This is a genomic window from Streptomyces sp. NPDC001717, from assembly GCF_042892775.1.
Lineage (GTDB): Bacteria > Actinomycetota > Actinomycetes > Streptomycetales > Streptomycetaceae > Streptomyces.
In genome coordinates, this window is the sequence record NZ_JBIAUK010000003.1 from 444436 (window position 1) to 456901 (window position 12466).

At 74.2% G+C, this 12466-nt stretch carries 7 protein-coding genes and 1 tRNA gene; 3 read left to right on the top strand and 5 right to left on the bottom strand.

What is annotated here, in order from left to right; translation table 11 throughout:
* Positions 1–5: 5 nt before the first annotated feature.
* A complete protein-coding gene (locus ACFYZL_RS09345; protein WP_388677490.1) occupies positions 6–2303 on the bottom strand; it encodes an alpha-N-acetylglucosaminidase in 2298 nt (765 codons plus the stop codon).
* Positions 2304–2331: 28 nt separating this feature from the next.
* On the bottom strand, positions 2332–4035 hold the full coding sequence (locus ACFYZL_RS09350) for a ricin-type beta-trefoil lectin domain protein (RefSeq protein WP_388677493.1): 1704 nt from the start codon (positions 4033–4035) through the stop codon (positions 2332–2334).
* A gap of 203 nt (positions 4036–4238) precedes the next feature.
* Between ACFYZL_RS09350 and ACFYZL_RS09355 the strand changes: the two genes are divergently transcribed.
* Positions 4239–4898 (top strand): TetR/AcrR family transcriptional regulator, encoded by a 660-nt coding sequence (locus ACFYZL_RS09355; RefSeq protein ID WP_388677496.1) that lies wholly within the window; start codon positions 4239–4241, stop codon positions 4896–4898.
* A 14-nt stretch (positions 4899–4912) separates the two neighbouring features.
* Positions 4913–5854 carry a serine/threonine dehydratase gene (locus ACFYZL_RS09360; RefSeq protein ID WP_384747386.1) on the top strand — a complete coding sequence of 314 codons (942 nt, stop codon included), beginning with the start codon at positions 4913–4915 and terminating at the stop codon, positions 5852–5854.
* 9 nt (positions 5855–5863) lie between these two features.
* Here ACFYZL_RS09360 and ACFYZL_RS09365 read toward each other — a convergent pair whose 3' ends face one another.
* Complete coding sequence (locus ACFYZL_RS09365; RefSeq protein WP_384747389.1) at positions 5864–7669, bottom strand: hypothetical protein; 1806 nt, start codon at positions 7667–7669, stop codon at positions 5864–5866.
* Positions 7669–7744 (bottom strand) — tRNA-Ser (locus ACFYZL_RS09370). Before ACFYZL_RS09370 ends, ACFYZL_RS09365 begins: the two co-directional genes overlap by 1 nt.
* A gap of 212 nt (positions 7745–7956) precedes the next feature.
* On the opposite strand from ACFYZL_RS09370, the gene ACFYZL_RS09375 reads away from it, so the two are divergent.
* Positions 7957–10983, top strand: a complete 3027-nt coding sequence (locus tag ACFYZL_RS09375; RefSeq protein WP_388677500.1) for an alpha-mannosidase — start codon at positions 7957–7959, stop codon at positions 10981–10983.
* 8 nt (positions 10984–10991) lie between these two features.
* Here ACFYZL_RS09375 and ACFYZL_RS09380 read toward each other — a convergent pair whose 3' ends face one another.
* Positions 10992–12428 (bottom strand): alpha/beta fold hydrolase, encoded by a 1437-nt coding sequence (locus ACFYZL_RS09380; protein WP_388677503.1) that lies wholly within the window; start codon positions 12426–12428, stop codon positions 10992–10994.
* Positions 12429–12466 lie beyond the last annotated feature (38 nt).

Sequence of the window (12466 nt, forward strand, 5' to 3'; positions counted from 1 at the left end):
AGTGGTCAGTTCGATACCGGCGCGGGGGCCGCCGCGGGCAGCGCCGCGGCGATCCCGGCCGCCAGCCGGTAGGGGTCCCCGCTCGGCCGGTCCGGGTGCCGGGTGGTGCGCCGGGCCCACTCCTCCTCGTACGCGTGCCAGTCGATCTCCCGGGGAGCGGCCTGCCGCACCAGTGCCTCCTCCAGCGAGTCGAAGTAGAGCTTCCACCGCCCGGCGTACAACTCCGAGACCAGGCCGCTCCATTCACGGTTCGCGTAGTCGTGCAGGAAGCCGCCCTCGCTCGTGCCGCGCAGGCCCCACACGCTGAGGATCGAGCGCGCGTCGTACTCGTACCGGTCGCGCTCGGCCTCGTCGGCGCCCCAGGACCGGGCCTTGCCGAGCCAGTCCCCGAGCAGGAAGTGCGGATCGGAGCCGATGACCGCGTCCAGCTTCCGCTCGGCATCCGCCCATTGGGCGGTCAGCTCGCGGAACCGGGCCAGGTCCTTGGCCTCGTACGCCGCCTTGATCTTCGGCAACAGCACCCGCGAGTGATTGGCGAGGGCCTGCCGGGCCGTGTCCACCAGGTCGAACCGGTAGGCGCTGGAACCGCGCAGCGCGGGATCCACCCTCAGCAGGTGGTCCAGCGCCCTGCGGACCGAATCGGCCGGATAGCGCATCGACTTGGGGCTCCAGTGCGCCGCCCCCACCGCACTCAGCGAGGGCCGTGCCGTGAACAGGCTGTCCTGGGACTCCGACCACAGGCCGGACGAGGTGCTGTACGGGCCCTTGCGCAGCTCCTCCCAGGCCGCTGCCGCCTCCGGGTCCGGCCGGCCGTAGCGGCGGGCCGCGTACCGCGCGAACCAGCGGCGCTGGTCGATCGGCCCCGGCTCCCAGGCCAGGTCGGTGAAGAGGTCGAAGGCCGCCGGATTGGTGCCGGTGCCCTCGGGCAGGTACGCGATCCCCGCGAGCGCGCTGTCGCCCTTCGCCCGCCAGGCGTCGAACCGGTCGATCCACACCGAGGTGTTGGCGCCGATCGTGGTGTGCCCGCCGAAGTTGTAGATGGAGCCCATCGCGTACGGGACACCGCCCCAGCGGGTCTCGCGGTCCAGGCGGTTGTACCGGTCCGACAGCCCGTCCAGGATCAGCAGCTTCGAGGTGTCCACCCCGGCGAGCAGCTCGGCCGTCGGATCGTCCTGCCAGCCCAGCACCGCCCACAGCGCCCCCGGATGGGCGGCGTGCAGGGCCCGCTGGATGGCACCGGCCGCCGCCTTCACGTCCACGTCCCCGGTCCGGCCGCCCTCGTGCAGGGGGCTCATCCGGTACATCGTGCTGTCGCCGAACACCGCGCGCTGCGCCGAGTAGTACGCGGCCGCCAGTTTCCCGAAGACCGGAGAGGAGGGATCGAGCCAGTCGGGGCGGTCGAAGCCCGCCCAGTCGCCCTGCGCCACCGTGACCGCGCCCGCGTTGCGGGCGGCGAACTCCGGGGGCACGGTGCCGAAGTAGCCGGGCAGCACCGGGGTCATGCCCAGCGACCGCAGTTGCCCGGCGAGCCGGCCGCCCAGCTCGGCGCGCTCGCGCAACAGGTGGTCGGAGACCGGCCCGCCGAAACCGCTGAGGTTCTGCAGCAGCCACCAGCTCTGGTGCCCCGGGCCGGGGATCCACCGGCGCAGCTCCTCGGCGGAGTAGCCGAAGTCCCGGAGCGCCTTGTAGTACGCGTACTCCGCGCCGACCTGGACGAACACCTCGTTGACCCCGTGCAGGGCGAGCAGGTCGATCTGCCGCCGGTGCTCCTCGAAGGTGCGGTACGGCCCCGAGTAGCCGTCGTCGGTGTCGTTCAGCGCGTACCGGTGCGGTACGAGGGCGCTGCGCGTGACCGGCGCGGGCACGGCCGGCAGCACGTCGGGCAGCATCCCGATGCTGTCGCCCGGCCAGCCGATTTCGGCCCCCGCGACGTGCTGGAGGTACCAGCCGACCCCGGTGAGCAGGCCGGCGCCGGTGCGCCCGCGCACCGTGACGGCGCCCGCTCCGCCGGAGACGGTGAAGGTGTCGGCGGCCGCTCCGGCGTCCGCCACGAGCGTGAACTGCGCCGCGTGGCGGGGCAGCAGCCGCTCCAGCGAGGCCCGCGCGGCCAGGGCGGCGTCGACGGCCCGCGCCCCCGGACCCCCGGGGTGCGCGTCCGCCCGTACGTCCCCTCGTACGTCGGGACGCGCGGGCGCGTCCGCGCCCGGAGCCGTGGCCCCGGGCGCGGGGGCCGCGCAGGTCAGGGCCAGCAGCGCGGCCGGCAGGGCGGCGAGGGCGACATGGCGGCGCCCGCTTCGTGACATCGGGTTGCTCATCCGTTCGCTGGGGTGGTCAGACCGGCAGGGACCAGGCCTGGTCGACCCGGTGGTCGCCGCAGGGGGCCAGGTGCAGCCGCCCGGCCGGGGTGTCCGGCGTGGTCATCGGAGCCGGAGCCGTCAGGCACGTCCCGCTCGCCTCGTCCACGAGGGTTCCGTCGCGGCGGTGCGACCAGCTCTGGCCCGTCGGCTGCTGCGCCTGCGGGGGAGCGCAGTCGACCAGCTCCACCAGGCCGGCCGCGCCCGCGGACAGGCATTCGCCGGCCAGCCGCACTTCCCCGTCGGCGCCGAGGGACCACCGCTGGTCGGGGGCGCCGGTGCAGGTGCCCAGGACGACCGCGCCGACGCCCGTGGTGTTCGCCCCGTCGGCGCACTTGGCGCCGTCGCCGACGATCTGCCCGGTCGGCACGGCCTCGGCGCAGCGGTCGTGCGGGGTGAGCCGCCACACGGCGGTGTCGTGCCCGGCCAGCCTCCCGGTCAACGTGTCGGCGACGTCGCGGCGTTCGCCGCTCCACAGGTCCTGTGCGTCGGCCGTGCACGAGGGCAGCCCGATCTCGTCGAGCGGCACGCTGATGTTCCGGGTGGCCGCCGAGCGGTTGAGGACGGCCACCGCCCGGTCGCCGTTCGCGAGGGGTCGGACCAGGATCTCGAAGGTGGAGTTGGAGGAGACCACGGCTCCCTGACGACCCATCGGGTCCTGGTCCAGCGCGATCATCCGGGTGTTGCCGAGGGCGGCGAGCCCCTCCGGGGTCAGCCGGGAGACGTCGGAGGACAGGATGAACGGGGCCGCCATCATGGCCCACAGTGCGACCTGGCTGCGGCTCTCGGCCGCGGTGAGCCCGGGGGCCCCCGCGATCAGGAAGTCGGGGTCGTTCCAATTGCCGGGGCTCGCGTACCGTCCCAGCCAGCGGTTGTAACCGTAGTTGCCCATCACCGAACTCCACCGGGAGGTGGCCGGCGCGGCCGGGTCGTGGACCTTGATGTCCCTTCCCTCGCGCCACAGTTGGCCGGTCTCGCCGACCCAGCCGAGCACCTTGTGCCAGTCCGCCCCGCCCCATTCGCCCTGCTGGAAGTAGGCGGGCGCGGAGGCGGAGAGGACCATGTCCCGGCCGGCGTCGCGCAGGGCCTTCGCGACCGCCGTGTAGGCGTCCCGGTAGGCCCGCTCCTTCGTCTTGCCCTCCGGCACCCAGAGGTTGCAGCCGTCCATCTTCACGTAGTCCACCTTCCAGGAGGCGAACTGCCGTGCGTCCTGGAGGTAGTGGTCCGCGCCGCCGCCCTGGGGGGAACCGCTGCCCGGGTACTTCTCGCAGGTCAGCGAGCCGGCGTCCTGGTAGATGCCGAACTTCAGGCCCTTGGCGTGCAGGTGTTCGCCGAGCCAGGCCATGCCGTGCGGGAACTTCTGTGCGTCGACGACCAGGGCGCCGTTCGCGTCGCGGCTCCTGGTCATCCAGCAGTCGTCGACGGTCACCGTGTCGTAGCCCTTGGCGGCGAGCCCGGAGGTCACCAGCGCGTCGGCGTTCGCGACCACCTTGGCCTCGTCGATGTCGCACATGTAGTGCGCCCAGTTGTTCCAGCCCATCGGAGGGGTGAGCGCGAGGGGAGTGTCCGAGGTCGCCTTCGGCTCGGCCGAGGCGGCCGACGAGGGGACGGCCGGGAGCGCGAGGGCGAACAGGGCGGCCGCGGTCAGACAGGGGAGCGTCGCACGCAGGCGAGGCGGCACGGAGTCTCCTTGACGTGGGGGCAGTCGTGCGCCCAGTGCAGCGAGGCGACTACCCACTGTCAACGCAAGTCGCTGATTATGACCCGATCACCAGCAATATGGCCGTAATCGCCGTCACGCGAACGTGGGGTGCGGGCGGGTGTCCCGCACGCGGTACGGCGGAAGGCGAGGCGGCTGATACGGCGTACGATACGGTGTATCTCATGCCGAGAAGATCAACCGCCCTGGACCGCGCCACACCCGAGGCGATCGCCGTCGCCGCCCTGCGGATCATCGACGAACAAGGGCCCGGCCACCTCAGCTTCCGCGCCCTCGCCGAGCGGCTCGACGTCTCCCACGCCACCGTCCAGCGCCGCTGCACCGACCTCGCCGGGCTCCTCGACCTGTGCACCGAACACCTGGCCGGCCGGCTCCCCGAGATCCCCGCCGGCACGGACTGGGCCGAGGCCGCCGAGCAGCGCTTCGGCGCGCTCTACCGGCTGCTCGTCGCCCACCCCGGGCTCCTCGTGCTGCGCGGCGGCCGTCCCTGGCTCGGCCGTCGGCTGCTGGCCCGGCTCGTGGAACCGGCACTCGCCGACAGCGTCGCCGCCGGGATGAGCCCCGCCGAGGCGATGACCGTCTACCGCCGCATGTACCTGCTCACCCTCGGCAGCGCCGCCTTCGTGGACCACCGCGACCCGGCCGCCGCCACCGCCGCCTCGCGGGCCGCCCTCGCCGCGCTCGACCCGGCCGAGTTCCCGGTGCTCACGGGCGCGTTGGCCGACGTACTGCCCCCGCTCACCGACCACGAGGTGTACTACGGAGCCCTGCGCCAGCTGATCGAAGCCGCCCGGCCCGACCGGCCCGAGCGGCCCACCGACTGATGGGGAGACCGACCATGGAACCGACGCCGCGACTCGACTACGCCGCCGTACGCGCCGCCGCGGACCGCATCGCCGACGCGATCCGGCCCGTCGCCGTGGCCCCCGCCGCCGACGGCGTCCGGTACGCGCTGGAATACCTCCAGCACACCGGCTCCTTCAAGGCCCGCGGCGCCCGCAACTTCCTCGCCGCGCACGCCGCGGCCGGCACCCTCCCGTCCGCGGGCGTCACCATCGCCTCGGGCGGCAACGCGGGCCTGGCCTGCGCCTGGGCGGCCCGCGCCCAGGGCGTGCGGGCGACCGTGTTCCTGCCGGGCAACGCCCCGCGCGTGAAGGTGGACCGGTTGCGCGGCTACGGCGCCGACGTGCGGCTCGTCGGCGACCGGTACGCCGAAGCCCTCGCCGCCTGCGAGGAGTTCGCCGCCACCAGCGGGGCGCTGAGCAGCCACGCCTACGACCACCCGCTGATCGCGGCCGGCGCGGGCACCCTGCTCGACGAGATCCGGGACGCCGTGCCCGGGCTGGACACCGTGGTCGTCGCGGTCGGCGGCGGCGGACTGTTCGCCGGGGTCGCCACCGCCGCCCGCGAACACGGCGTACGGGTGCTCGCGGCCGAGCCGGAGAACTGCCGCGCCCTGAACGCGGCCCTGGAGGCGGGCCGCCCCGTCGACGTGGCCGTGGACTCGGTCGCGGCGGACTCCCTCGGCGCGACCCGGGTCTCGGCCGCCGCGCTGGAGGCCGCGCAGGGGGACCACGTACGGTCGGTCCTCGTCCCGGACACCGCCATCACCGCCGCCCGGCGCGCCCTGTGGGAGGAGCACCGGATCGTGGTCGAGCCGGGAGCGGCCACCGCCCTCGCGGCCCTGCGCGCCGAAGCCGAGCCGCCCGGCAAGCGGGTCGTCGTCATCCTCTGCGGGGCCAACACCGACCCCGGGGACCTGGTGTCCTCCGGCGCGTGACGCCCGGCGCTACGTGACGAGCCGGAGCTGGGCCAGGGGCAGGGCGATCCGGGCGGCCGCGCGTGCGGGGAGCCGGGCGGCCTCCGCGTCGATCCAGGCCAGTACGAGGGTCTGCTCGGCGCGGTCGCACAGCGAGAGGTGGAACAGCAGGTGCCGCCAGGCGCGGGCGGTCCGTTTGGCGGTGGCGGCGGGGGCGCTCGCCTCGGCGAAGGCGGCCCGGGCCAGCGCCGCCCAGCCGGGCCCCGGGCTGACGCCCGCTTCGCGGACCAGCGTGGCGAGGTTGAACGTGGTCAGGATGCGGGCCTGTTCGATGACGGCCGGGTCCCGGGACAGGGCCGGGCGCGCCCGCCAGTGGGCGGGCTGCGGCACGAGCACGGGACGGCCGGCACGATCGGCGCACAACTGGGCGAGGCCTTCCAGGTCGTCCGTCTCGGCCATGTCCCGCACCGCGGCGAAGTCGATGCCGTGGTAGCGCTCGTACACGGTGCCGCGCAGCAGCTCGGCGGCGTGCCGGGCCGCGTCCAGCAGGGCCGGCGAGGCCGCCCCGCTGAAGTCGTTCGCGAAGGGCTCCAGCAGGAGCTCCGTCGCCGGCTCCGCCCGGTCCGAGATCCGGGACAGCTCGCCCAGGAGGAGGACGGGCAGCCCGGTGCCGGGGAAGGCCGCCAGCGAGGTCTCGGCCAGCCGGGTCAGGGTCGCGCGGGCCCGCGCCGCCGGCTCCTGCCGGTGCCACCGGTCGACCGCCCGGACCCAGGGCAGTTCGGACACCGGCACGTGGTACGCGGGGATCCAGTAGCCCCTGTACCGGGACCGGGAGGACCGGTGGGCGGCCGCGATCAGCGTGCGCAGCGAGGCGTCGGCGTAGCCCTGCGCGTCGTACGCGGCGATCACCTGGGAGGCCAGCTCGGCGAGCACCTCGGCGGAGGGGATCGCCCCGCGTTCCAGCAGGACCTCCACGGGCGCGTCGAGGACGCTCGCGGCGATCGCGCGCACCGAGGACGGGATCGGGGTCCCGGCGGGCAGGTTGCCGTCCCGGGACTCCTCGGCGGTCACGGGGCCGACGAGCGCCTCGACCGCCTCCCTCGGCAGCCCCCGGTCCACCGGGTGGGCGGAGAGCCTGCGCAGCACCAGTGCGGCCAGCTCGTGGTGCGCCGGCCGCTCCCGGTACGGCTGCCTCTCCTTCTCCCGCTTTGCGGCCATCGAGCCGAGGGCGTGCCGCAGCAGGCCCGCCGCCCGGGGCGAGGGCGTGCGCCCGGCGAGGGCCCCTTCCAGGGCGCCGCGCAGGACGGCGGCGTTCGACTTGGGGTCCAGGTGCTTGGTGCAGCGGGTGTGCACGGCCGCGAGGGACCGGTACCGCTCCAGCAGCGCCGCGCCGTCGGCGGTCCACTCCGGGCCGTGGGCGTCCGCGCGCCGCCAGTGGGCGAGCAGCTCGTCCTCGTACGGCCGCCACACCGTCAGTGCCTCGCGTTGTGCCTCGACGGCGGCGTCGGGCCCCCGGCGCGCCAGCAGGGCGGCGGCCTCGCCGACGGTACGCCGGTGCACGAGTTCCGGGCCGGGGGAGGGCAGCTCCGCGGGCCGCGGGGCGAACCGCACCTCGTGGGCGTGGGGCCGCAGCTCGTCGACGAGTCCGGCCGCCGCGGCGGCCTCCCCGGCGCGCAGCAGCCAGGCCACGACGGGCAGCGCGGCCTCCTCGGGCGTGCGCACCTCGTACCGTCCGCTGTCCAGCAAGGAGCGCAGCCGGGCGAGGCCTTCGTCCGTGAGGCAGTGGGCGAAGAGCTCGGGTGGCGGCAGGTGCACGAGAGGATCGATGGTGTCCATGGTCGGCGTGGCAGGTTCCGCCCCTGCGCCCTCCGACTGAGCAAGTCGGTGCTCTGGCTGCTGAGCTACACGCCGTTACCGGGGAAACCTAGACGTTCGAACACCGCTCGCACAACCGGGATCCCGGCGGGGCACCCGCCCGCGGTTCAGCCGCACTCCCGCGAAGGGCAGGGCTTCACCCCGTGGGTGCCCGGGATCAGGGCCGTCTGCTCCTTCGGCGGCGCACGCCGCTCTTCGGGGAGGTCTTCGGAGGTATCGGATCGGATCCGGGAGGGAACCGACTCCCCATGCACGATGACCGCGGCATCACCGAACACCGTCTCCGCAGGGTCCTGGGCGAGCGCATCAAGCCCGCCGTCCGCTCGCACCGCGTTCCGCTGACCGTCGAGCGGTGGGACGCCCCCGGCGAACCCGTCCCCGTGGCCGAGGGCCTGGCGGCGCCCTACGGACCCTGCGCCCCCGGCGACGCGTGGGGACCGGCCTGGGGCACGACCTGGTTCAAGGTCACCGGTACCGTCCCCGCCGAGTGGGCGGGCCGCACCGTGGAGGCCGTCCTCGACCTCGGCTTCGACCGGATGATGCCCGGCTTCCAGTGCGAGGGCCTCGTCCACCGGGCCGACGGCGGTGAGATCAAGGGGTTGAACCCGTACAGCGACTGGGTGCGCGTGGCCGACCGGGCGGTGGGGGGCGAGCGGGTCGAGTGGTACGTGGAGGCCGCCTCCAACCCCGTTCTGGTCGACCAGACGGCCACCTTCGAGGGCGACCGGCTGACCTGCGGCGACCGGCCCCTCTACCGGCTCGCCCGGATGGACCTCACCGTCTTCGAGACCGAGGTCTGGGAACTGGTCCAGGACCTCGAAGTGCTCCACGACCTGATGACGCAGCTCGACACCGAGGACGCCCGGCGGTACGGGATCCTGCGCGCCATCGGCTCCGCGCTCGACGAGGTGGACCTCGCGGACGTGCCCGGCACGGCGGCCGCCGCGCGCGAACGCCTCGCCGGCGCGCTGGCCGCCCCCGCCGAAGCCTCCGCGCACCGGATCACCGCGGTCGGCCACGCCCACATCGACTCGGCGTGGCTGTGGCCGCTGCGCGAGACGGTGCGCAAGGTCGCCCGGACCGCCTCCAACGTGGTCGGTCTGATGGACGAGCACCCCGGGTTCGTCTTCGCCATGTCGCAGGCGCAGCAATTCGACTGGATCAAGTCCCACCGGCCGGGACTCTTCGAGCGGGTCAAGAAGAGGATCGGGGAGGGCCGCTTCGTGCCCGTCGGCGGCATGTGGGTGGAGTCCGACACCAACATGGTGGGCAGCGAGGCGATGGTCCGCCAGTTCCTCTACGGCAAGCGGTTCTTCCTGGAGGAGTTCGGCATCGAGACGCGCACCGTCTGGCTGCCCGACTCCTTCGGCTACTCCGCCGCACTCCCGCAGATCGTCGCGCTCTCCGGATCGAAGTGGTTCCTGACGCAGAAGATCTCCTGGTCGCAGGTGAACCGCTTCCCCCACCACACCTTCTGGTGGGAGGGCATCGACGGCACCCGCGTCTTCACCCACTTCCCGCCCGTGGACACCTACAACTCCGACCTCGGCCCCGCGCAGATGGCGCACGCCGCACGCAACTACCGGGAGAAGGGCCGGGGCTCGCGCTCGCTGGCCCCCTTCGGGTGGGGTGACGGCGGCGGCGGACCCACCCGTGAGCACCTCGCCCGCGCCGAGCGGCAGCGGAACCTCGAAGGCTCCCCGAGGGTGGAGATCGAGCGCCCGGACTCCTTCTTCGAGAAGGCCCACGCCGAGTACGAGGACGCGCCCGTCTGGACCGGCGAGCTCTACCTGGAGCTGCACCGCGGCACCTACACCTCCCAGGCCAAGACCAAACAGGGCAACCGGCGCAGCGAGTCCCTGTTGCGCGAGGCCGAGTTGTGGTCGGCGACGGCCTCGTCGCGGGTCCCGGGCTTCGCCTACCCGTACGAGGACCTGGAGCGGATCTGGAAGACGGTCCTGCTGCACCAGTTCCACGACATCCTGCCGGGCTCCTCCATCGCCTGGGTGCACCGCGAGGCACGCGAGACGTACGAGCGGGTACGGGAGGAACTCCGGGCCATCACCCTCGCCGCCCAGCAGGCGCTGGCCGGGCCGGGCACGGAGGAACTGGTCTTCAACTGCGCCCCGCACACCCGGCGCGGCATCCCGGCCGGCGGCGCGGGCCGCCCGCCCGGGCACGGGCAGCCGCCGGTCACGTCCGGTGAACGGCCCGGTGGCGGGTACGTCCTCGGGAACGGGCGGCTGGCCGTGGAGATCGACGGCCGGGGCCTGATCGTCTCGGCGTACGACCTCGAATCGGACCGGGAGTCGGTCGCCCCGGGCGCCGCCGCCAACCTGCTCCAGATCCACCCCGACTTCCCGAACATGTGGGACGCGTGGGACATCGACGAGTTCTACCGCAACAAGGTCACCGACCTCGTGGGCGTGGACTCCCTGGTGCTCGACGACGCGGGCCCCGCCTGCGCGACCGTCGCCGTGACCCGCTCCTTCGGCTCCTCGTCGGTGGTGCAGAGGGTCACCCTCCGGGCGGGCTCGCGGACGGTGGACATCGTCACGGACGTGGACTGGCACGAGACGGAGAAGTTCCTGAAGGCCGCCTTCCCGCTGGACGTGAAGGCCGAACGCACCGCCTCCGAGACCCAGTTCGGACACGTGTACCGGGCCACGCACACCAACACCTCCTGGGAGGCCGCCAAGTTCGAGATCTGCGCCCACCGCTGGATCCACGCGGAGGAGCCCGGCTGGGGCGTGGCCCTGCTCAACGACTCCACCCACGGCCACGACGTCACCCGTGACGTACGGGCCGACGGAGGCCAGACCACCACGATCCGCCTCTCCCTCCTGCGCGCCCCGCGCTACCCGGACCCGGAGACCGACCAGGGCCGGCACACCCTGCGGTTCTCCCTCGCCCCCGGCGCCGGCATCGGCGACGCGGTCCGCGAGGGCCACGCGCTGAACCTGCCGGAGCGGGTGGTCCGGGGCGCGGGCGTCGTGCCCCCGCTGCTCTCCGTCGACGACGACGCGGTCGTCGTCGAGTCGGTCAAACTGGCCGAGGACCGCGGCGGCGACGTCATCGTCCGCCTCTACGAATCCCTGGGCGGCCGCGCCCGGGCCACCCTGACGGCGGGCTTCCCCATCGCGGCGGCCGTCGAGAGCGACCTGCTGGAACGGCCCCTGGACGGCACGGCCGTGGGGGCCGCGGCCCCGGACGGCACGGTCGCCCTCACCCTGCGCCCGTTCCAGATCGTCACGGTCCGCCTGCGTCGCGCCTGATCCACCGGTCAGGCACCGGGCGCCGTCGCCGCCCTCCAGGCCTCGGGGCTGCGGTAGTGGTTGCGGTGTCCCGCGGCGAGCACCCGCCGCAGCGCGGGCAGGTGCTCGGTGTCGGCGGGCAGCCCCAGCCGGTCCAACAGGCCCAGCGCGGGCTCCGGTTCGAGGTTCCCGTAGACGTCGTGGTAACCGGCACGCAGGGCACGGAAGACGGCAGGGCGCAGCTCGGGCACCCGCGCCGCCGCCTCGTAGGTGGCGGCCTTGGCCTTCCACGGCACCGGGCCGGAACACTCCAGCACCCGGCGCGCCCGGCGCAGCAGCGGCTCCGGGGCGCCGGGCAGCAGCCGGTCGCGGTCGTTGCCGAGGACCTCGGCGAAGGCCTCCTCGGAGGTGTGCCAGACCTCGAACCAGTCGTACCAGAGGGAGTCGGTGATCGCGGGGTACTCCCGGACGGCTTCGAGCCTGCGGCGGTAGCCGCCCCAGAGCAGCTCCGCCGGCAACGGTCCCTCGGGCCCGAGATGGGCCGCGTGGACCTGGTGGGTCACCAGGGAGTGACCGCCGAGCAGGTCCATCAGCCCGAGCGCCACCCGCAACCTGCCCGCCAGGTCGAGCCGTTCGTCGGTGAAGGCCATCGAACCGAGATCGTTGCACAGGTCCTCCCCGGCGAGGTTCCGGGCGGGCGGCTCCGCGTCGTACCAGGCGTCGGGCCCGGTCTGGGTGATGCCGTCCTCGGCGAGCCGGCGCCGGGCGATCTCGGCGTCCGGTACGTCGGCCAGGAAGGAGGTGACCGCCGCGGTGAACTCCTCGGGAGCGGCGGCGTGCACCAGGTGGCCGACCGGGATCGTCGTGAGCCGGGCGTCCGGGATCCGGCGGACGAGTTCGGCGATGCCCTCGTGCGGGACGTGACTGTCGGGGCCGCCCGCCACCACCAGGGTCGGGGCCGTGATCCGCGACAGGCCCTCCAGCCAGGACGGGTCGGGGCGGTCGAGCTGCGGCCGGACCGCGAGCACCATCGCCCAGTCGAAGGCGAGCTCGCCTTCGGGCCGCACCGGGGCCACCGGTTCGCGGGGGAGCGGCGCCGGGGTGTCCTCCAGCACCAGCCGGACCACCCGCCACGGGCTGTGCTGGGCGACCAGGTGCGCGACCACGCCGCCCATCGAGTGGCCGACCAGGTCCACCCGGTCCAGGCCGACGGCGTCCAGGAACCCCAACACGTCGTCGCGCATCAGCGCCGGCGAGTACGTGCCGGTCCACTCGCTGCGGCCGTGGCCGCGCAGGTCCAGGGCGTACACCCGGCGGTCCCGCGCGAGCGCGTCGCCCACCAGGGCCCAGTCGTCCGAGGTCCGGCCCAGCGCCGGCAGCAGGAGCAGCGGGTCGCCGCCGGGCGGTCCGGCCACCCGGTACGCCAGCCGGACGCCGTTCACCGTGAGGGTGTGGTGTTCTGCCATCCGGCCGACAGTACGCGCCGCGGCCCGGCTGCTCACCC